21 protein-coding genes and 5 tRNA genes are annotated in these 21,041 nt (G+C 56.2%); 4 read left to right on the forward strand and 22 right to left on the reverse strand.

Features of this window, described 5'->3' with window-relative positions:
- Positions 1-71: 71 nt before the first annotated feature.
- The 12 genes from RWM61_RS14445 to RWM61_RS14500 form a co-directional block, all read right to left on the reverse strand.
- On the reverse strand, positions 72-1,058 hold the full coding sequence (locus tag RWM61_RS14445; RefSeq protein ID WP_314002005.1) for a LacI family DNA-binding transcriptional regulator: 987 nt from the start codon (positions 1,056-1,058) through the stop codon (positions 72-74).
- A gap of 144 nt (positions 1,059-1,202) precedes the next feature.
- Positions 1,203-2,672 (reverse strand): glycoside hydrolase family 32 protein, encoded by a 1,470-nt coding sequence (locus tag RWM61_RS14450; protein WP_314002007.1) that lies wholly within the window; start codon positions 2,670-2,672, stop codon positions 1,203-1,205.
- A gap of 22 nt (positions 2,673-2,694) precedes the next feature.
- Positions 2,695-3,522, reverse strand: a complete 828-nt coding sequence (locus RWM61_RS14455; RefSeq protein ID WP_314002009.1) for a carbohydrate ABC transporter permease — start codon at positions 3,520-3,522, stop codon at positions 2,695-2,697.
- Positions 3,522-4,406: a sugar ABC transporter permease gene (locus RWM61_RS14460; RefSeq protein WP_314002011.1), complete on the reverse strand. Its 885-nt coding sequence runs from the start codon at positions 4,404-4,406 to the stop codon at positions 3,522-3,524. Before RWM61_RS14460 ends, RWM61_RS14455 begins: the two co-directional genes overlap by 1 nt.
- A gap of 112 nt (positions 4,407-4,518) precedes the next feature.
- Complete coding sequence (locus RWM61_RS14465; RefSeq protein ID WP_314002013.1) at positions 4,519-5,883, reverse strand: ABC transporter substrate-binding protein; 1,365 nt, start codon at positions 5,881-5,883, stop codon at positions 4,519-4,521.
- 286 nt (positions 5,884-6,169) lie between these two features.
- Positions 6,170-7,300 carry a Gfo/Idh/MocA family oxidoreductase gene (locus tag RWM61_RS14470; RefSeq protein WP_314002015.1) on the reverse strand — a complete coding sequence of 377 codons (1,131 nt, stop codon included), beginning with the start codon at positions 7,298-7,300 and terminating at the stop codon, positions 6,170-6,172.
- 272 nt (positions 7,301-7,572) lie between these two features.
- Positions 7,573-7,658 (reverse strand) — tRNA-Leu (locus tag RWM61_RS14475).
- Positions 7,659-7,713: 55 nt separating this feature from the next.
- Positions 7,714-7,789 (reverse strand) — tRNA-Lys (locus RWM61_RS14480).
- A gap of 16 nt (positions 7,790-7,805) precedes the next feature.
- A tRNA-Glu gene (locus RWM61_RS14485) sits at positions 7,806-7,880 on the reverse strand.
- A gap of 183 nt (positions 7,881-8,063) precedes the next feature.
- A tRNA-Ser gene (locus RWM61_RS14490) sits at positions 8,064-8,154 on the reverse strand.
- A gap of 7 nt (positions 8,155-8,161) precedes the next feature.
- Positions 8,162-8,237: transfer RNA gene (locus RWM61_RS14495), tRNA-Asn, on the reverse strand.
- 28 nt (positions 8,238-8,265) lie between these two features.
- Entirely contained in the window at positions 8,266-8,745 is a 480-nt protein-coding gene (locus RWM61_RS14500; RefSeq protein ID WP_314002017.1) for a SprT family protein, read from the reverse strand.
- 163 nt (positions 8,746-8,908) lie between these two features.
- Between RWM61_RS14500 and RWM61_RS14505 the strand changes: the two genes are divergently transcribed.
- Positions 8,909-9,262, forward strand: a complete 354-nt coding sequence (locus RWM61_RS14505; protein WP_314002019.1) for a hydrolase/acyltransferase — start codon at positions 8,909-8,911, stop codon at positions 9,260-9,262.
- 129 nt (positions 9,263-9,391) lie between these two features.
- Positions 9,392-9,538, forward strand: a complete 147-nt coding sequence (gene cmpA / locus RWM61_RS14510) for a cortex morphogenetic protein CmpA (RefSeq protein ID WP_314002021.1) — start codon at positions 9,392-9,394, stop codon at positions 9,536-9,538.
- Between the two features lie 86 nt (positions 9,539-9,624).
- Here the strand turns inward: cmpA and RWM61_RS14515 are convergent, their stop codons facing one another.
- From RWM61_RS14515 to RWM61_RS14550, 8 genes are all read right to left on the reverse strand, one after another.
- Positions 9,625-10,269 (reverse strand): nitroreductase family protein, encoded by a 645-nt coding sequence (locus RWM61_RS14515; RefSeq protein ID WP_314002023.1) that lies wholly within the window; start codon positions 10,267-10,269, stop codon positions 9,625-9,627.
- Between the two features lie 389 nt (positions 10,270-10,658).
- Complete coding sequence (locus RWM61_RS14520) at positions 10,659-11,759, reverse strand: GerAB/ArcD/ProY family transporter (protein WP_314002025.1); 1,101 nt, start codon at positions 11,757-11,759, stop codon at positions 10,659-10,661.
- The gene (locus RWM61_RS14525) at positions 11,756-12,958 is read right to left on the reverse strand and encodes a Ger(x)C family spore germination protein (RefSeq protein WP_314002027.1); all 1,203 of its coding nucleotides are present in this window, start codon (positions 12,956-12,958) and stop codon (positions 11,756-11,758) included. Before RWM61_RS14525 ends, RWM61_RS14520 begins: the two co-directional genes overlap by 4 nt.
- A gap of 18 nt (positions 12,959-12,976) precedes the next feature.
- Positions 12,977-14,440 (reverse strand): spore germination protein, encoded by a 1,464-nt coding sequence (locus tag RWM61_RS14530; protein ID WP_314002029.1) that lies wholly within the window; start codon positions 14,438-14,440, stop codon positions 12,977-12,979.
- Positions 14,441-14,611: 171 nt separating this feature from the next.
- Positions 14,612-15,049: an Rrf2 family transcriptional regulator gene (locus RWM61_RS14535; protein WP_314002031.1), complete on the reverse strand. Its 438-nt coding sequence runs from the start codon at positions 15,047-15,049 to the stop codon at positions 14,612-14,614.
- A gap of 75 nt (positions 15,050-15,124) precedes the next feature.
- On the reverse strand, positions 15,125-17,362 hold the full coding sequence (locus RWM61_RS14540) for a Tex family protein (RefSeq protein WP_314002033.1): 2,238 nt from the start codon (positions 17,360-17,362) through the stop codon (positions 15,125-15,127).
- A gap of 262 nt (positions 17,363-17,624) precedes the next feature.
- The gene (locus RWM61_RS14545) at positions 17,625-18,269 is read right to left on the reverse strand and encodes an MBL fold metallo-hydrolase (protein WP_314002035.1); all 645 of its coding nucleotides are present in this window, start codon (positions 18,267-18,269) and stop codon (positions 17,625-17,627) included.
- The gene (locus tag RWM61_RS14550) at positions 18,269-18,835 is read right to left on the reverse strand and encodes a thioredoxin family protein (RefSeq protein ID WP_314002037.1); all 567 of its coding nucleotides are present in this window, start codon (positions 18,833-18,835) and stop codon (positions 18,269-18,271) included. The genes RWM61_RS14545 and RWM61_RS14550 overlap by 1 nt, the downstream gene beginning before the upstream one ends.
- Positions 18,836-19,039: 204 nt before the next feature.
- Between RWM61_RS14550 and RWM61_RS14555 the strand changes: the two genes are divergently transcribed.
- Together RWM61_RS14555 and RWM61_RS14560 are read left to right on the forward strand one after the other, a co-directional pair.
- Entirely contained in the window at positions 19,040-19,486 is a 447-nt protein-coding gene (locus RWM61_RS14555; RefSeq protein ID WP_314002039.1) for a cupredoxin domain-containing protein, read from the forward strand.
- Between the two features lie 69 nt (positions 19,487-19,555).
- Positions 19,556-19,867 carry a dehydrogenase gene (locus RWM61_RS14560; protein WP_314002041.1) on the forward strand — a complete coding sequence of 104 codons (312 nt, stop codon included), beginning with the start codon at positions 19,556-19,558 and terminating at the stop codon, positions 19,865-19,867.
- A gap of 132 nt (positions 19,868-19,999) precedes the next feature.
- On the opposite strand, the gene RWM61_RS14565 is transcribed toward RWM61_RS14560, so the two are convergent.
- A complete protein-coding gene (locus tag RWM61_RS14565; RefSeq protein ID WP_314002043.1) occupies positions 20,000-20,356 on the reverse strand; it encodes a hypothetical protein in 357 nt (118 codons plus the stop codon).
- Positions 20,357-20,570: 214 nt separating this feature from the next.
- Positions 20,571-20,930: a hypothetical protein gene (locus RWM61_RS14570; protein ID WP_314002045.1), complete on the reverse strand. Its 360-nt coding sequence runs from the start codon at positions 20,928-20,930 to the stop codon at positions 20,571-20,573.
- Positions 20,931-21,041: the final 111 nt, after the last annotated feature.

Here is a 21,041-nt window from a genome sequence, read left to right on the forward strand (position 1 = left end):
TCCCTTCAAATCATCCTTCTTCCTATGATGAAATAAAGTTTCATAAAATGCAAGCGCGTTCTTGGAGCCATTCAAGCCGTACTTCCTTCCACCAGTTCAACGGGCAGGTAGGTCTCATGCGGCAGATCTCCGAATTGCCCCTCAATCTCCTTGATCAGCAAATCAATCGCGCTTTGGGCGATAAGTGAAATCGGCTGCCGAATCGTCGTCAATTCCGGCAGCAGCATCAGTGCCGTTTCCGTACCGTCGTAGCCCACCACTTTGATCTCATCCGGTATGCTCTTTCCCCGCCTTCTTGCTTCAGATATAAAAGAAGCGGCCTGCAGGTCGTTGCTGGCAAATACGCCGTCAACCTGGGGATATTCATCAAAAATCCGCCGGATAACGGTTTGATTCTCCTTTTGATCGAACGGAGCGTTGACCTCGAAAATGACGGGCTCCTTGCCATGGCCGGCCATAGCTTCCTCATAGGCCTTTCTTCGGAGGCTTGCCGGCGTATCCATTTCCATGGGGCTGTTAATGTGAACGATATGCTTGCAGCCTCTGGAGAACAACAGCTCCGTTGCCATTTTGCCGCCCGCATAGTTGTCCGAGCCGACCACAGGAATCGTGTCCGATAAATAACGGTCGATCGCCACAACCGCGATATTCTGTTTGTTGTAGCTGAGAATTTCCCGGTTATAGTGGGCCGCCGCAATGATGCCGTCCACCTGGTTGCGCATCAGCATGTTCACATAATTCTCTTCTTTATCGATTTGATTCAAGCTGTTGCAAAGCAGTACTTTGTACCCCATGGAAGCACAGATGTTCTCGATATGAAAAGAAAGCTCGCCGAAAAACGGATTGCTGGTCGACGGAATGATTAATCCGATCAGGTTGGTTCGCTTGTTAAACAAGGAGCGCGCCAAATCGTTCGGAAAATAATTGAGCTCATTCATCGCTTTGCAGACCCTGTCTTTTGTTTCCTGGCTAATGTAGCCCCGGTTGTTCAACACCCTTGACACGGTTGTAGGTGAAACGCCGGCCCGGCTGGCGACATCTCCGATTTTAGCTTTCATAATGTTTCCCCTGACTTTTCGAAACTTCTCGTTACCTCCAGTCATTTTATCATGCGAAACGTATTTTGTAATCTATGCCATGCGGTGCAAGAGCCGGCAGCCCGCGTGAGCGGATTGCCGGCTCTTGGTTGTGCGATAACCGGTTCAGCGAATATCCCATTTGCGGAACGACTCGATCCGGCAGCTTCCGTCGAGCGCGTAAGCACGGATACCGAGGGACTCTTGTCCGGGGTAGATGCGGCCTGTCATGACCTTGCGGCCGTCCTGGAGAAATACCTCGACGGAGGATTTGTCGACGAATACCCGTAATTCAAGCCTTCCCTCCTCCAGTGCGACCGAAGTCCGGCGTTCCCCGCCTAGGCCGATGCCCGACCGGTCACGGTTGAACCGGAACAGCTGCTCGTCCGGGCGGTAAGCGAGAACCGTCTCCTCCTCACCGTTGACCCGCAGCTTCAGCCCGAATTCTCCCGCCGACTCCGGCCGAAATACGACATGCAGCTCATAGCTGTCGCCGCTGACCTGCATATCCCGTTCACCGTCCACCTGCACATCCCGCACCTCGAATGGGTTGCACCGGTAATTCGCGATTTCCGCAACCGGCCGGAAACGCAGCTTGCCGTCGACCAGGACGGCTTCGCGCGGCAAAGTCATCGCCCCTGCCCAATGATGATCCTTCTGCGTCGGAATTTCCGTTTCCCATGTCTCCATCCAGCCGATCACGATCCGTCTGCCTTGCGGATCGACGGCCGTCTGCGGCGCATAGAAATCGAAGCCGTAATCGACCGGTTCGTACCCGTCATACGTGAACTTGCCGTTCGCCGCGTCCAGACTGCCGATCATATACGTGGTCGAGTGCAAATTGCGGTAATCGTCGCCTTGAGCCGGCATCCGCTGCGGCGACATGATCAGCACGTCGCGGTCCCCCAGCCGGAACAGGTCGGGGCATTCCCAGTTGTCTCCAAGCGTACCGTCGCTGCGTGCGATTTCGCCTGCGAACGTCCAGCTTTCCAAATCGTCGGAGCTATACAGGAGAATCAGGCCGTTGCCGTTCCCGTCATTTGAGCCCAGAACGACATAATAGCGGCCGTCCCGCTCGAACACCTTCGGATCCCGGAAATCCTTCCGGCTGACGCCCGGCGGTATTTGTGTCCGGTCGATGACCGGGTTGGAAGCCCATTTGGCGAAGCTGACGCCGCCGTCGTTCGACACCGCCAGGTTCTGCACTTCATAATAGTCGCTATTTGTACCCGCATCGCCCAGAATGTGGCCGGTATACATCAGGAACAGCTTGCCGTCCCGCTCGACGGCGCTGCCGGAGAAGCAGCCGTCCTTGTCGTACGGCTGATCCGGCACAATCGCGATCGGCCAATATTCCCATTTTATCAGATCGCTGCTGACCGCATGCCCCCAGTGCATCGGCCCCCAGAACGGCTTATAAGGATAATGCTGGTAGAACATATGGTAACGCCCGCCATAATAGATGAAGCCATTCGGATCGTTCATCCAGCCGAATTCACTCATCAGATGATAAGTAAGCCTGTATTCCTGCTTCAACAGGTGTTTGTTCTCCGCGATAAAGCTGTCTGCGAGCGTATTCGTATAACTCATACTCATTTGTCATTCACCTTTGACCGTTTTATTTAATGGAGCCTTGCATGACACCTTGGATAATGTATTTCTGGGCGAACAGATAAACGACGAGAATCGGCAGCACCGCGAGGATCAGACTGGCCATAAGCGGTCCGTAATCCACGGCGTACGTGCCGAAAAAATAAAAGGTCGAGAGTGGAAGCGTCCGCTCTTCCGGCTGGACGAGCACGAGGGACGGCAGCAGAAAATCGTTCCAGATCCACAACACATTAAGAATGCCGATGGTTGCAGTAGTAGGCGTCAACACAGGCAGCACAATCCGGAAAAAGGTTTGCGTCCGCGTGCATCCGTCGATCAGCGCAGCTTCCTCCAGCTCCGCCGGAATGCTCTTGACGAAGCCGTGATAAATAAAAACCGCGAGCGGCGTGCCGAAGCCGGCATACATGTAGATGAGAGCCCACTTGCTGTCAAGCATGCCGATCGTGCCGTAAATTTTGACCAGCGGAATCATAATGGCCTGAAACGGAATGATCATGGACGCAACCATCAGGAAAAACGTGTATTGGTTGAGCTTTCCCGCATTCCGCACGAAATAATGCGCCGTCATCGCGGCAAGCAGCCCGATCAGGGCGACGCTGACGATCGTCACAATGAGCGAGTTCGTGAATGCGGACATAAACGACATTTTATCGAACGCATTCCGGTAGTTGTCAAGATTGAAAGAGGCCGGAAGCCCGAGCGGGTCCGAAGTGATTTGCCCGTTCGGTTTAAATGAATTGAGCAGCAGCAGCAGGAACGGAAAAACGATCGTCGCGAGCAGCACGGAGAGGCCAGCTGTCTTCAGGCCGCCCGATACTTGCGCTTGTGTCTTCATTATGCCTCTACCTCCGCCTTCTTGCTGAAATAAACCTGCAGAATGGTCACCGTTGCCACCAGCAGGAACAATACGAATGCCTCGGCTTGGCCGAGTCCGTAATCACGTGCCCGGAACGCCTGCTCATAGACGTGCATCGACACCATCTCCGTCGATTTGAACGGACCGCCTTTGGTCAGCGTAAGGTTCAGGTCGTATACCATGAACCCATTGCGCAGCGACAGAAAAATGCAGACGATGAAGGACGGAACCATAAGCGGCAGCACCATTGTGCGCATCTTCCTCCAGCCGTTTGCACCGTCTATGCCGGCGGCTTCGAGAATATCTTTCGGCACGTTCATGAGGCCTGCCACGTAAATGACCATCATGTAGCCGGCATATTGCCAGACCGTCACGACAGCGAGCGCCCAGAATGCCTTATCGGGGTCTGCCAGCCACGAAGTGGAGAACAGCGGGATGCCCGCCTTCTGGCCCATGTACACAAAAACGTTCGAGAACAAAAACTGCCAAATGAAACCGAGTACGATACCGCCGACCAGGTTCGGGATGAAGAAGCCTGCGCGGAAAAAGTTTTGGCTTTTCATGCCGCTTGTCAGCGCATAGGCGAGCAGAAATGCCACCGCGTTGACGAGCAGCACGGTTACCCCCACGTATTTCAAGGTGAGGACGAAGGAACCCCAGAACTTGGCATCCTTAAAAACACCCAAATAATTTTCGAAGCCTACGAATGTACTGTTGACCGAAATCCCGTCCCAGTCGGTAAACGTAAGGTAGATGCCGTATAGGAACGGAGCGATCATAACGGTAAGAAACGCGAACAAAGTCGGTCCGGTAAACAACAGTCTTGTGCGAAGACGCTGCCACAGCCCTTTCTCCGAAATCATGATATATCCCTCTCTCATGCAATGGAATCCAGATGAAGAAAAGCAAGCAATGGATAAGACGTTGTCCTATCCATTGCCCTTTTTCTTTTGGTATGTCGATGGATAGAGCTGATTACTTCACGGCTGTCCAATACTCTTGAATCTCTTTGAACACGGTTGCGCGGTCGGCTGCGTCAGCCAAATACTTCTGCATCGACGCACCGACCTTTGCCCAGTGATCGGCAGGCAGCACGCTCATGGAATCCTGCGTTTTGCCTTCGGCGATATATTGCGCAAGCGATTTGGAAAGCGGATCCGCCGGCTCCAGCGTAATGTTCTTGAACGCGGTAATGATGTTCGCCTTATTTACGAGGAAGTCCTGGCCTTTCTCGCTGTAGACCATCCACTCCAGGAATTTCTTGGCCGCGGCTTGCTGTTCCGGGGTGGCCGCTTCTTTGTCGAGCACCAGTCGTTTCGATACCGCCGCCGATACTTGCGTGTTGCCGAAGTCGTCCGGGTTGTTGCTAAGCGGCACCGGCAGAAAACCGTATTGGCCGTTCGCAGTGTCGAAGCTTTTGATTTGCGGCCATACCCAGTTGCCCTGGAACAGGATGCCGACTTCGCCTTTGCCGATCAATTCGCCGGTACGCTCATACGTACCTGCCAACGGTGATGCTTTGTCCATGTTGTATTTTTTCATGACGTCAAACGTATCGAACAAACCGTTGAATACGGCGTTGCCCGCCAAATCGGCTTTGCCAGCCTTCAGGTCTTCAATAAATTGCGCGACGGCTTTCGGATCCGTCGATTGGCTGGCATAAGCGAGCGGCAGGTAATGCGCGCCGAGCGACCAGTCCATCGGTCCGATGACGAGCGCCTTTTTGCCGGACGCTTCGATTTTTGCAAAAAGCTCTTCGAGTGCTTGCGTCGTGTTGATGGTCGACGGGTCGAAGGAGCCGCCTACCGCAGCATCGACTACCTGCTTGTTATAAATGAAGCCATAGCCTTCGATCGCAAGCGGGAACGCGTAGTTGACGCCGTCGAACGTCGTCAGGTCCGTACTGCGGTCGACGCGGTCGGCCATCCATTTCTCATTCGTCAGATCGAGAACGCGGTCTTTGAATTTCTCCACATCGCCCGTATCCAGCATCGTGATCGTCGACGGGTTGCCCGCTGCATAGAGCGCGGAAGCTTTCTCAAACGGCGATTGTCCCGCAGGAACCGGAATAATTTCGAGCGTGATGTTAGGGTTGTCTTCTTTGAACGATTTGGCGGCTTCCTCCAGCTGGGCCTGAATTTCGCCTTTTGAATTAAGCAAAGTGATTTCAACCGGAGCGGCTTCCGCTTCCTTGCTGCCCGCATTCGCAGCGGCTTCGGTGCCGTTGTTACCGGCTTCCTTGTTGCCGCCTTCCTTGTTGCCGGCGTTGCCGCAAGCCGACACGACTAGCATGATGACCAGCGAAAGCAGCAGCGTTTGAATGGCTTTACCTTTGTTCACTTGGATCGTCCCCCGATACGTTTTTATGAAAGCGATTTCCAAACCGCTAACATTAAACATTATAAAATGAGGAATCCTGTGTGTCAACCGGTTGACATGTCAACCGCATAACATATTTTTCGCACACAATACCAGCCCGCCGTTTCGGTCATAATTCAGCGGGTTCTTACTTTGACGGGTGTCTAAGTGGTTCCGAACTTCATGATCGGTCCGTGCAAAATCCAAACAGCCCGTCCCTTTACCAAGGGCGGGCTTATTTTACATCGAGCATTCAATTGCCGGGCAGTTACGGTTCAAGCGAATTATACTTCAACCCGAGCGGCAGCGGCGCGGGACGTTCGACCGTAGACCCGATATAGACGTGCCGGTCCCATTCCGACGCTTCGAATATGCCGAGCGATATGTCCAGCACATGGCGGGCCAACCGGCCGTTTGCCCGGTTGGTTCTTCCCGTCCGGATCGCATAGGCCATATCCGCAACGCCGATTCCGCGGCTGTCTTCCTTAAAGCCGTGGGTAAGCGGCATCGTGACCGTCTCGGAGCTCGGAAATTGAATCCTGAGCTCGCTCTCAAAATCGGGCACCGGGCCGAACAGGTTCGGGTCGGGAACCGACAGATTGCCTTCCGTTCCGTAGATTTCCAGCCTCGGCTTATAGCCGAACCCCTCTTTCGCAGCCTGCAAGCTTGCGACGACACCGTTATGAAAATCCAATGTCGCCGTCACGTTGGTCGGAGCCCCTACCCGAACGGTTTCCCCAAAGCTCGGGGATCTCGGATTTTTTACGGTTATTTCTTCGTAAAGCTGCTGTGCGGAGCCGGTGACCCTGCGCACGGGTCCCAGCATGGCGATCATCGCCGTCAAATAATAGGGTCCCATATCCATCAGCGGATCGCCGCCGAGCTTATAGAAATTCCGGAAGTTCGGATGCATGCCTTCGGCGTAATTGCCCATCATGATCGTTCCGCTTGCCGCGTACGGTTTGCCGATCCATCCGTCTTCGATGAGCTTGATGCAGGTCTGGATGCCCGCGCCGAGGAACGTATCGGGCGCGCATCCGACCAGCAGCCCCTTGGATTCGGCGAGCGCAATCACCTCATCGGCGTCCGCGCGGTTCAGCGCAAAAGGCTTCTCCGTATAGACGTGCTTGCCCGCGCCCAGCGCCTGCAAATTAATGCTCGCATGCACAGCCGGCGCCGTGAGATTAAGCACGATTTCGATTTCCGGGTTCGCCAGAAGCTCTTCAACCGTGCACGCTGCGGGAATATCGAATTCCTCCGCCCGTTTCCGCGCCAACTCGGGCACCAGATCCGCCACCGCGGCTACTTCCACCAAATGATCGAAGACTCTGGTGCAATTTTTCAGATAAATGCCGCTTATGACTCCGCATCCGATCACGCCAACTTTGACTCTCTGCATACCGATTCGCATCCTCCGTTTCAATGGGTAGTCTTGCCTTTTCATAGTGTACCAAATCATACAAGAATACGCTTCCAAAATATTGGGGCCGCGAGCATTCGAGAATCCTCATACGATATGAGTATTGGTAACAGAAGTGGAGCGATCACAAAAGCCACCGTTATGTGACTGGGCATAATCGCCATAGCAGTCTCCAACTTAGAACAGTCCCCGGTCGATGAATGGACAACAAAAAAACCCTTATCTATCAAGGGTTTTCGGCTTGTTATGTATGGTGCGGTAGAGAGGACTCGAACCTCCACGGGCGTAAGCCCACTACCCCCTCAAGATAGCGTGTCTGCCATTCCACCACTACCGCACGTATAAAGTTTCTTCCTAATAAGATGCACCGTTGTCTTCGAGGGAGAAAACAATGGTGAGCCATGAAGGACTCGAACCTTCGACACCCTGATTAAAAGTCAGGTGCTCTACCAACTGAGCTAATGGCTCATACTCGTAAGGATGATGGTGACCCGTAGGGGATTCGAACCCCTGTTACCTCCGTGAAAGGGAGGTGTCTTAACCCCTTGACCAACGGGCCATATCGGAATGAGTGCAACGCCGCCGCGATTGCGACAACAAAAATGATTATACCGGACTGGCTTGTTGAATGCAAGCATCTTTTTTTATTTTCCGCAATTTCTCGTCGATCATACGCGAATCGGGCAAATAAAAAAGACCGATGTCAACGGCCTTCCGTTGTCTTGCGCTGCCATTGTAATAATGGCGGAGAAGGAGGGATTCGAACCCTCGCACCGCTTGCGCAGTCTAACCCCTTAGCAGAGGGTCCCCTTGAGCCACTTGGGTACTTCTCCAAGATAGTGGCTCCCCGAACAGGACTCGAACCTGTGACAACTCGATTAACAGTCGAGTGCTCTACCAACTGAGCTATCAGGGAACGTCGCGAAGTGACAAGAACTAATTTATCACGATTCGATTTTGAAGTCAAGCGTGAACAATTGTAATTTTCCGCCGCATTTTCCGCATGCATAGCGGTCCGGATTCATCTTCCTTTTCCGCAAATACTCGACCCCGCACGACCGGCATTTCAGCATGAACTTGAGCGGCATAGGCTTGCGCTGCGTCCGTTCCGGAAGCGATTTGCAGAACCGGCTGCCCCCTACTTTGGCCAGCAAGACCTTGAAATCCGCATCCCTGTGCCGGTACCCGCGCCGCATCAGATGCAGGTGGTAGTGGCACAGCTCGTGCTTGATGATTTTCTCGGTTTCCTCCGTGCCGTACGTCTCCAGTTGGTAAGGACTGATCTCGATATCGTGCGTCTTCATGAAATACCGGCCGCCGGTCGCCTTCAGCCGCCGGTTGAACGTGGCCCGGTGCCTGAACGGCAGGCCGAAGCTGTCCAACGATATTTTCTCAACCCACAGCTGCAAGGTTGCATTATCCATTATGTCCGCATTCCCCTAAATCCCCGCTTCCGGCCACTCGAATCGCGCACCCGGACAACGGCTTGATACTTGAATTTATAAGCCCTCATGCGCTACACTGTCAAGTAGGTTTTATCCGTACGCGACATTGTGAATTGTCAAGACGAGGGGAGTTCGACCGTTCATGCCGATGATGCGTTATATTGTAATGAAAGAACAAGACGGGCTGTCGTTCGTGGAAATGCCCGAATCGCACGCCTACCAGCTTAGCGCGCTCAATCTTCGCCTGCACAAGGAGCTCGACAAACTGACCGCCGATAATGTGCCCGCGCTGCCTTATGCGGTGGCCGAATGCGCCGATCTGGAGCTTCACGACGAATCCATTCCGGTTATCGGCGGCCTCGACTACATGAATGAGCTGGAGCGCCAATTCTCCGCCGTCCGTGAGCAGGCCTATCCGCTCGTGTCGCTGCTGACCGAGATCCGCGCCCTGCAGGCGCAGCTCGAGCAATGGTACGAGGAGGAGCTCGACGCCTAGTCCCGCCACCCTGCAGCCATCCCCCGGCATCCGCCGAAAATGTTCCGTCCGCACGCTGGACCTGCACGGACATTCGCCCACTCCCATATGCTGATCATATATTAGCATTCCCGGAGGAGGACGATCGCTATGCCGCAATGGCTCTGCAACCAGTTGATGCGGGCATTCCAGAAAAAAGACCGCCGGCAAATCCGTCTGCTGAACGATTGCTGGTTCTTTTACCGGACGAAGCCGCAAACCGAGCCGGGCGACCAATCGGCCGGCTACCTGCCCTGACCTTAAGGACGTCATGACAAATGGAGAAAGGCTGCCCGCCGGTTGCGCACCGGTTCGGCAGCCTTTCATTTTCGGTAAAACTCGGGTTAAAAGCTGTTCCACTGCGTCACTTCGTCCACCGACAAACGTGGGGTCGGGCGGCCTGGCTCCGCCGCTTTGCCGACCGCTACGAGCATCACCGGCACATACGTCTTCGGCACGTTGAAGGCTTCCACCAAGCGGTCCGCGTCGAAGCCGCCCATCGGCACCGTGTCCAGCCCTCTGGCTTTGGCCGCAAGCATCAGCTGCATCGCCACCAGGCCGCCATCGACGAGCGCGATGTCCTTTTGTCGTTCCGCGCCCATACCACCATAGGCTTGCACGGATCTTTCGGTCATCGCTTCAGCGACATCCGCCGGCATATAGCCCATCTCAACCCCCCGGCCATAGATCGTCTCCGCCCGTTTATACGCCTCCCGATCGCCGAGAATGGCGATGATGGCCGACGCTTCCGTCACCTGCTTCTGGTTGAAGGCGATCGGCTTCAGCTTCTCCTTCACCGCCTGATCGTCGATGACGAGAAAACGCCACGGCTGCAGGTTCGACGACGACGGGGCCTTAACCGCATCGTCCAGCAATTCCTTGAGCTCGTCGCGGGACATTTTGTAAGACGGATCGTAAGTGCGGACGGAATGCCGTTCCCGAATCACCTCGAAAAAGTCGACGCCGTTCTTTATTTGAGTCATTGCCATTATAAGTTCCTCCCAGCCAAATCGGATTTGTTTATTATGTGTGAAAACATGCACAGTTATCTATATAGGAACACCCGGAAGCTGCAGTCTTCCAAGGGATCGCCTTTACGATACTGAGCTTTCAATAACTCAGTTTAAAACCAACAAAAATGCTGTTCTGCGCTACAACTGTAATCAATGTAGTCACAGTATAATCCTGTCATAACGTTTTGTCAACTGCTCACCTAGAGTAAGCAACAGTACGAACTTGAGAGACCGTTACTTTTTCTTGGTCCGAAACCAGGTGATCAGGGAAAGAACGAACGCTACTCCGACGATTGCCGCCGGCAGCATCCAGGGTGATTGAATCACAACACTCGATTTCCACGGTAATGGAAGTCCCATGAACATTATGCCAGCCCCTTTTTATTTGGCTTGCCAATCAGGGAAAGCAACAATATAACTGCCGGAACAATAAGATACAGCGGCACCCATACGACGTTCGGGAGGATTTCGATCCCGACGTGTAAATGTTCGGAAAAGTTGTCGGCCATCGTCATCCCGATTGCATAGGCGGATCCCGCGATTATCCAGATTGCGGCATGGTTTTGGGTCGCCGCGCCGGTCAGCTCGCGAATACAAAGAAAAGCGGCAAACAAATGGACGGACATTTTAATGAATACCGTGCACATGAAGTACAAGGCGCCAAGCGCGTCAAGATTTTCCAAGAAATCCGCTATGCTGGACAGCTTCAATATCGTAAAGGCGGGGAAAATCATCTCTTTGAACACATGCTCTCCCAAAGCCGTAATGGCCAACAGATCAAAAAGCGCAATAAACAAACCGGCGAACAGGGTGGCTCCAACGCTGATCTTCCCCAGATGTCCCCGTTTGTTCAGCATAAACCAGAACGCGGCCATCTCAATGCTTTGTCCGTAGGTTTGCGTGATGCCGATGGGCCATACGTTTTCCGCCACTCTTCCAACTCCCTCGCCCAATACCGGCTGCAAATAATCGGCGCGCAGGCTGCCGGACGCCCCCAGCAGCACGGTTTCGAGCAAGATAAAACAAATGAGCACCGGCAACAGTACACCTGCGACCCGGCATAAGACCTCGATTCCCCCGTACATGACATAGACGACCACCATCATAAACGTGGCTGTGAAGAACCAAGGCGGTGTTTCGGGAAGGAGCGTCAGGGGAAGCAGGAACTTAAGATCGCTGATGCCCCGGCCCGCATCGTAAATGAACGCGACGGGATACAGCCAGGCGACCGTTGTTCCAAGCCAGTTTCCCAGCCGGCGGCGAAACCACCCGACCAGGGAAAGAGATCCGTTCAGTTTGGCGATCGCCGCATACCCGGCAATGATCAGCGCCCCGAGCAAGAACGACACCGACGCGGCGATCCAGGCATCCCGCCCGGCGCCGGAAGCAAATCCGAAAATAACCGTTGTTCCGAACTGATACAAAACCATCAGCGAGAACAACTGATAAGGTGAGATCATAATCATGGCCGGTCCTCCCGCTTCACGTCTTTTCCGACCAGCCCTGTCTGAAGAACCTTCACAGAAGCGGAAATGTCAACCTCAATGTCCGGAAACCTACTGTTCCAATTGTGAGCGTATAAGGTTCGCCATGCATCAGGATAGCGCCTGTAGACGGCTTGTCCGAAGCCCAAAATGTCCGAGCGCAGCTTTTTTTGCACCTTCCCGCACATCATTTCAACTCTTTGCCGGATGACGTCCGCAAATAATGTCCTAAGCAGACCAATATTATTCGGATCGCCCAGCACGAGATCCGAGGCGTTCTCCGACACATTCAGCGATGCCGATAAGTCAAGCTTCATGCGAATGTCGCCGTTCCGCATAACGGGGGTCATTTTGCTGCGCACGGTGCCGATTTCGGCGCTTACATACCCTCCGCCCGACTCTTCCGGAATATTCACGGTAATGACGCCTTCCCTCATCTCGTTGAGGACCCACATCAAACCGCGAGTTTCTTTCTCGTTCAACCATCCGATCAGCCGGTCCTCCCGGAAAACCGCCGTCCCTTTGCCCGTCATGAGACTTTGTGCCTTCTTCGAATCGGACTCGTCCCTCTTCGAGGGAACTATGGTGATTTGCGGCGCATACGGCTCCTCTCCCTCGTCCATCAGCATGGTCAGAAAACGTCCGAGCCTGACAGACGTGCCCGTGCCGATCTTCATCTCTTCCTTCATGATTTCCGAAGCCAGCTTCTCGAGTTTAGGCTTGAATTCAAGCACTTCCGCGGCTTCCTTCCCGGTGACCAGAATATAACTGTTAAGCTGGGATTGCCTGTTCCGCTCGAAAAAATCAAGGATCGGCATCACGCCTTTCCTCGCCAGCTTCTCTCCGATGACGATGACCCGATTGTGCGAAAAGAAAATTTCCCGGGGAAGCTTCCCCTGAATGTTGCGGTAAGCTTCCATAACGGTCTTTCCCTGCTCGGAGACGACCCAACCGGCGGTCGTTTCCAATTTGGACTCGCCTCCTCCTCCTGTCATGGAAGACGTACCGACGAGCCTGGGCACCGCTATAATCAGCGTCAAGCGAATGGAGCCGTTTTCCGTTAAATCCATGCCGGTTGCAGTTACGATAGCGATATCGTTTACTTCCGTTCTTCCCCAGCACCCCGTCAGAAAAGAAACAACGAGGATGGAAGGCACAATTCGTTTCAGGAAAACCGGCATCCGCGATGGTTCCTTTCGTTATTTGCTGTTATTTCCGTTAGCCGTTAGCCGCTGTCCCCGTTTCCACCAAGGCACACGGAACAGGACATCCTTCAACTTTTTGGCGTCCATGGGAGACAGGGGGGACAGATAAGGCACGCCAAACGACCGCAATTTCGACAAGTGTACAAGCAGCGCGAGCAATCCGAGCAGAATGCCGTAAAGGCCAAGTGTGCCTGCCAGAATCATCAGGGGAAAGCGTAATAGTCTAACCGCCAGACCTTGGGTATACGACGGAAAAATAAACGATGCAATGCCTGTAAAGGATACAACGATCACAAGCGAAGCCGATACGAGGCCCGCCTGCACGGCGGCCTGCCCGATGACCAGCGCTCCTACAATGCTCACAGCCTGCCCTACCGGACGCGGCAAACGGATCCCCGCTTCTCTCAGACCTTCAAATGCGAGCTCCATGACAAAAGCTTCCACTATGGCGGGAAACGGTACCGCTTCGCGTGAGGAAGCGATGCTGAGCAGCAGGCTTGTCGGCAGCATCTCTTGATGCATGGTCGTTACCGCGATATACAAGGAAGGAAATACAAGCGCGCTGAACGACAGCCAGTAGCGGAGCCAGCGCGTCGCGGTCGCCACTATGTAATGCTGGCTGTAATCCTCGGCTGCCTGCAGCATCTCGAATGCAGTTGCAGGAGCCACGAGTATGAACGGTGTGTTATCGACCATAATGACCACGCGGCCCTCCGCAAGCGCAGCGGCAGCCCGGTCCGGCCGCTCGGTCGTCATCAGCTGAGGGAAAATGGAGTGGCGGTTATCCATGATCAGTTCTTCAATATACCCGCTCTCAAGAACCGTTTCCAGCCGAATGCCCCGAATTCTGGCTTTCACCTCATCGACAAGCTTTGGCTCAGCGACTCCTTCGATGTACATGATTGCCAATTTAGTACGTGATAGCCTGCCGACCTGCAGCGATTCACTTTTCAGCTTCGGCGTTTTGAGCCGGCGCCGAATCAGGGTGGCATTGATCTGCAAGCTTTCCGTAAAGCCGTCCCTCGGCCCCCTGATAACCGGTTCGGTTGCCGGCTCTTCTACGGCCCTTGTTTTTAACGAACTCATTCCTACCAAGAGACACCCGGGCGAGCCGTCGACAAGCAGCAAAACCTCTCCGCTTATTACCGCTTCCGCCGCCTGATCCTCCCGCATCTGCTTGCTGATTCTTTCTGCCGGCAATACCGTGTCAATCAGCCACGACATCACGTCGCCTTCCCGCTCCTGATCAGGCCGGCCGCACGACATGAGCGGCTGAAGCAACTCGGCCTCGATTCGCTTGTCATCCGCCATGCCGTCCATAAATACGAGAAGCGCTTCATTTCTGCCGCCCAAGCGGAAGTCTCGAAACACGACGTCATCGCAACGGTCGAAAATGACTCGAAAACGCGCTTGATTCTCACTCAGGCTTCCCGAGATGACCGTTTGACCGTTATGCATCGCTGCCCCCTCTCCGGCACCATTCCTGTTAAATTTGAGGTGTATTATGCCCTTGATATTGACATAAAAATCATTTGATCAGGCTTCCTCAACAGCGGGAGAACAAGTCGCACAAAAACACCCCTTGCAACGGCAAGGGGCTCGGTATATGAAAAAAGACGCAGGGCCTAATCAGCCCGTGCGTCCCGCCAAATCCGCGATCGTATGCTTGCCGAGCACCTCGAGCATGGACCGGTCCAGCTCCTCCGAAATGTCCCGGAATGCCGCTTTCATATCCTCACCGAACGGATGGCAGCCTGCGGCGTCCCGCATGCCGGCGCACACGGACTGCTCCATCTGCAAGGCTTGGTACACCTCGGCCAGCGTCAGCTCCTCCGGTCGTTTCTTCAATCGGTAGCCGCCTTCGCGGCCTTCCCGGGTTTCCAGTATGTTTTCCTTCGCCAGCTTCGCCAAAATTTTGCGCAGCAGCGTCGGTTCGGATTGCAGATGCCGGGCAATGTCGCAGCTCGGGCACAGGTTGCCGCGCTTCGCCAGAACGACCAAAGCCTGCAGCGACAAGCCGAACCATTTGTGGCTTGGCGAAATACCCGCCGCTTTTTCGTTGATCATGCGTGAAGCCCCTCCCCCGCTGCCTGTTCTCTACAGAAAATTGTACCGTGAAAGGGCTTCACCGGCAAGAGGCTATTAATCGGGCTTGCGCATCGTCAGGCCGACCCGGCCTTTCTTGGGATCGACGGTCAGCACCCACACCGTGACGTTGTCGCCGACGGAAACGACGTCCATCGGGTGTTTGACGAATTTGTCGCTAAGCTGGGAAATATGAACGAGTCCGTCGTTCTTGATGCCGATGTCGACGAAGGCGCCGAAGTCGATCACGTTGCGGACAGTGCCCTGCAGCTTCATGCCCGGCGCCAAATCCTCCAGCTTCAGCACATCCGTGTGAAAAATCGGCGGCGGCAGCTCCTCGCGCGGATCCCGCCCCGGACGGCGCAGGCTGTCGAGAATATCGCGAAGCGTTGGCACGCCTACATCGAGCCGGGACGCGACGGTTTCGGGATCGACCTGCTCCAGCTTCGCGTTCAGCACCTTCGTGCCGAGCGCGCCCAGCTCAAGCCCCAGCTCCTGAAACAGCTTCGCCACCACGCCATACGACTCGGGGTGAATCGGCGTCCGGTCGAGCGGGTTGCGCCCTTCGGGAATACGCAGGAAGCCGATGCACTGCTCGAACGATTTCGCGCCGAGCCGCGGCACCTTCTGCAGCTCCCCGCGTTCGGCGAATTTGCCGTTTTCCTCGCGGTATTTCACGATATTTTTGGCGATGGTCGCGTTTACGCCGGCCACATAGGACAGCAGCGACGGCGAAGCGGTGTTGACGTCCACGCCGACATGGTTGACGGCCGATTCCACGACGCCGCCCAGGCTTTCGTCCAGCCGCTTCTGGCTGACGTCGTGCTGGTACTGGCCTACGCCGATCGCTTTCGGCTCGATCTTGACGAGCTCGGCGAGCGGATCCTGCAGACGCCTTGCGATCGAGACGGCGCTGCGTTCGGCCACGTCGAGCGAAGGAAACTCCTCGGCGGCGAGCTTCGAAGCGGAATAGACGCTCGCGCCCGCTTCGTTGACGATGATGTATTTCAGCTCGCTGTTTTTACGTTTGGAGATCAGTTCCGCTATGAACTGCTCGGTCTCGCGGGACGCGGTGCCGTTGCCGATAACGATCAGCTGCACGCCGTATTTGTCGATAAGGCCGTTGATCAGGCGCTCGGCTTCGGCGATCTTGTTGTTCGGCGGCGTCGGATAAGAGACGGCCACCTCCAGCAGCTTGCCGGTGTCGTCCACAACGGCCAGCTTGCAGCCGGTCCGGAATGCCGGATCGACGCCGAGCACGACCTTGCCTTTGACCGGCGGCTGCAGCAGCAGGTTGCGCAGATTGGCGGAGAAAATCGTAATCGCATGCTCCTCCGCCTTCTCCGTCAGCTGGCCGCGCACCTCGCGCTCGATCGACGGCGCGAGCAATCTTTTATACGCATCCTCAATGACGCGCAGCAGGATGTCGCGTACAGGCGAAGGCTGCTGGCTGCGAAAAATTTGGCGGCCGATATAATCGTGAATCCGTTCCGCCGACACCTCCAGCGCCACCTTCAGCACCTCCTCGCGCTCGCCGCGGTTAATCGCCAGAATGCGGTGCGGCGGCAGCCGGCGCACCGGCTCCTGGTAGCTGTAATACATTTCATACACCGATTCCTGGTCGGCGTCCTTGGCGGAGGTCATTACGACGCCTTGATCAAATGTATATTTGCGCACCCAGGCGCGGATTTTCGCGTCATCTGCGATGTTCTCGGCAACGATGTCCATCGCGCCCTGAAGCGCGTCCTCCGCCGTCGGCACGCCTTTCGCTTCGTCGACATAGTTGGCCGCCTCCTGAAGCGGATCGTCCTGTCTCGGCTGCCCGTAGAGCCAATCGGCGAGCGGCTCCAGCCCGCGCTCCTTGGCGGCGCTGGCGCGCGTCTTCCTTTTCTGCCGGTACGGCCGGTACAGATCCTCGACCTCCTGCAGCTTCGCGGATTGCTCGATCGAGCGCTTGAGCTCGTCGGTCAGCTTGCCCTGCTCGCCGATCAGCCGGATCACCTCGCGCTTGCGCTCCTCCAGATTGCGCAGGTAGCCGAGCCGTTCCTCGATGCTCCGCAGATCGTTCTCGTCGAGCTCGCCCGTCATTTCCTTGCGGTACCTGGCGATGAACGGAATCGTGTTGCCCTCGTCGAGCAGGCCGACCGCCGCCTTCACCTTCGTAATCGGAATATGGAGCTCCGCGCTCACCTGCTTCTCGATGCGCTGCCGCTCCGCGGCCTGCTGCTCGGGAGTGAGCGCGCCTTTCCCCGTCGTTTCTTCGCCGTCCCGCGGCTTCGCATGTATGTCCGCCATGAATTGTGCACCTTCCTATCGTGAATGAATCCCTATCATTGTCGCAGATTTTAACGGCTTTATCCAGCTTGAAGGCGATTTGAGACATGGAACCTTTCGGTTTTTCAAAAGAAAACTAAACGCCCGCCCCTCCTAGAACCAAATCGCAAAAAAGCGCCGAATCCTTGGCTAATGCCGGATTCAGCGCTTTTGAGTCGACCGCAATGCTTCGGTGAAGTGTGACACGCCCCGGGAGCTGCGCCCGTTGCCGGTTATACCGTCTTCACCGGGCCGGCGCGAACGGATTGCTCGCCATCTCGAACCCGATCGACGTCTGCGGCCCGTGACCGGGGTAGACCCTCACCTCGGGGTCAAGCTTGTACAGCTTGTTCCGGATCGAATCGTACAGGTCCGCCTCGCGGCCGCCCGGCAGATCGGTACGGCCGACCGATTGGCGGAACAGCACGTCGCCTGAAAACAAATGCTTGCCGCAATGGAAGCCGACGCTCCCCGGCGAATGCCCCGGCGTATGCAGCACGCGGAACGTAACGCCGATAAGCCCCAAAGTCTGGCCGTGCTCCAGCGCGTGCTCGGCCGGATCGGTCGTGAGCGGCTCCGTGACGTCCGGCCAGCGCGTTGATCCGTTCTTGCACGGATCGGTCAGCCAATCGGCCTCCAGATCGTGCAGATAGACCGGGCATCGCCACGCTTTCCTAGCCGCATCGACACCGCCGATATGGTCGAAATGCGCGTGCGTCAGCAGGATTGCCTCAACGGCCACGCCCAGCGTTTCCACCCTCCCCAGCAGCCGCTCCGGCCCCATGCCGGGGTCGACGACGACGGCATGCGACCGCGCCTCGTTCATGATCAAATAAGCGTTCGTTTGCAGCGGACCGAGCGCAAACGATTCAATGATAAGCTCCGCCATTACAGTCTTTCGATGAGCTCGCGCAGCTCACGCAAGATATGCGCCTGATAGCCCGTTCCTTCCCCGTAACGGCGCCCAAGCTCCGCACGCATCTCCGCCAGCTTTTCCTGATAATCGGCCGCTTCCCGGTCCGGATTCGCCTGCTTGAATGCGACCATAACCTCCTGAACACGGCTGGGGCGAGGACCCCATTGGCCCAGCACCGCGCCGCCGGTATCGGCAAAAATCACGATCGGTATCGCTTCGCCGCCCATCGTCAGGAACTGCCGCATCGTCTCCGGATGCTCCTCCTTGATGAGCACCTCCGTCGGAATGCCGCCGAATTCAAGCGCCCGGAATACAACCGGGATGTTTTTCACGACGTCTCCGCACCAATCGGCCATCAGAATAAGACAGCGCAAATCATCGCGGTTGTTAAGCGACTCGAAATACGCCTTGTCGTCTTCGCTCGGCCATTGAAATTCGTCGTACAGCGAGACGAACGTCTCTTTGTTGCGCGTCATGCCATCCACGAACTGACTCGGGCTGATGCCTTTTCCAAGCTTCTCGGCTACCGTTTTCGCCATTTCCGCGTCTCCTCTTTCCTTTAAGTTGATGATTGAAAAGATACCGGCTAGCCATATTGTAGCAAAAGCCGCCGTCCGTCTCAAACGACGGCAGCCCCAAACCGGCCGGCGCCGATTGAGAGAAACATAGATTCGCAGTCATGGCCTGACAAGCCCCCGCATAAACTGGCTGTAAGAACGATTACATAACGAGAGGTGTTGTCCATGTCCAGAATCGTCGTCGTCAGCAAAAAACAGCTCCGCATGGTTGCCGCCATGGCGCTGATCGTGGTGATTGCCGTCGCCTACACGCGTTGGGATCAATCAAGAGCAACGACCGGCGCGCCGGTCAAGCAGCGGGTCATCCACCTGGTGACCGGTGAATTCAAGAGCGTCGACAAGGACGGGAAGAAAATCGAGGCGTATCGTTGGGACCCGGGCACCGTAATCTTACAAAGAGGCGAACCGGTTCAACTCAGCATTACCGGAGTGAACGGCGAAAGCCATCCGTTCGTAATCGAAGGGCTCGGCGTTCGCGGCGAGGTGCGAAAGGGGCAAACCACCGTCGTCTCCTTCACGCCCGAGAAGCCGGGAACCTATCCGTTGCTTTGCCTGACGCATACCGATCGGACGACAAGCGGCCCCATGGTCGGCTACATCGTGGTGCTGTAAACGCTGTAAAACAAAAGTGCCCGCCGCTTCCCTGCGCGCATATGGTGTAGGCAGAGGAGAGTGGCAGCCGTGAAACAATCGAACGAGAAGCATCAAGCGAACTACCCGTCGGCGCGCAAAATCCGCAGGGCGTGCAGTCTGGAGCTGTACCGGACCGCCAAGCGGCTCAAGGTTTGGATCCCTCCGGACAAGATGGAAGCGGCCGAAAAGGTGTATGTCCGAAAGGTGGCGGAAAATATAATCTGGATCCACGAGCACCGGAGCAACCGCAAGAAGCTGTCGGACTGGTGGGAGGAGAACGTGAGCCCCGAGATTGCCGAGCTGTGGCAGGTCGACGCCAACCGGCTGGCCGACGCCTTTCGCGGCGCTTTCGGAGGGTAACCTCGAGGCAAGGCGCGTGATTCGCAGAAAAAGGCTGTGAGGCCGGCTGTTCGCATGCAGAGATGCGAAGCGCGGCCGCACAGCCTTTTGTCGCTGCGTGAAAACTTCAGCGTGAACGGATTGAACTCGGCGTCAGCCGATAACGGCGTACGTTTCTACGCCTGCCGGAATAAGGCGTACGCGGAACAGCCTGCCATCCCGGCTGAACAGCCGGAGCGTGTAGCCGACTTCGGTCAGCGTTTCGATCGTGTTGAAGCGGACGACGCCGAAACGGTCGAACGATGCCGTTGCTGCAAGCCGGTTGCCCCGGGACAGACGGGCAAAGAAGCCGGTCGTGTCGAACGGCACGCCGTTCTGCTGCACCCATACGACGGTCAGCCGGTTGAAGATCGGCGCGCTCGATGATTTGCGGTTGACGAGCGGCGCGGTACGCGGCGTTTTTCCCTTGCCGAAGCTGTACGGCTTCGGTTTGACGCGCGTTGAAACCATGGCGATCCCTCCTCTCTATTTCAGCTTATGCGGCAAGAGAGAGGAGGGATGGGACAAATTTCGCGTGTCTTCCGACTATTTCTCGGGTAATCATTCAGGATTCGCAGACGAGAATTCCGGGCGCGCAGCTCCCGGCGCGTGTTACGGCGCTGCATGGCGGCTGTCAGGCCACATGCTGCACGAAGGCTGGTCGAACCTCATTATTATAAGGCGCTCAGTTTTCTGCTTCCACAAGGCTGCTTAGCAACCGTCGGCAATCCCCGGCCGCTTGCTCCGCTTCGAGCGTCATGCCGAACCGGCGTCCGTTCGCGGGATTGTCCATGGCGCGCACCGCGCGTACGAGCTCCTCGTAGCGCGCGTACAGCGCCAGCGCCGACTGCGCGGCTTCGCGCGCGCGCCCGCTGTCGCCGGCTGCGAGCTTCGCCTCCGCCAGCCGCGCCAGCATGGCGACCGCTTCGGTCTGCTTCGCCTTATCGAAGCGGTCGCGTTCGAGCGCCAGCCGCATATACGCGGCGGCTCGGCGCTCGTCCCCGAGCTCGGCGGCGTTCCGGCCGAGCTCCCACAAGAGCGGCACGGACTGCGGCTCATAGCGCAGTCCGGCCGCGAGCAGCGCCGCGCGCTCCCGCGGCGGTGCCAGCGGTGCCAGCTCGAGGCGAATCCGGGTCCACGCCGGATTCGCCTCGAG

Origin of the sequence: uncultured Paenibacillus sp. (genome assembly GCF_963515335.1) — a bacterium.
Classification (GTDB): Bacteria; Bacillota; Bacilli; order Paenibacillales; family Paenibacillaceae; genus Paenibacillus_I.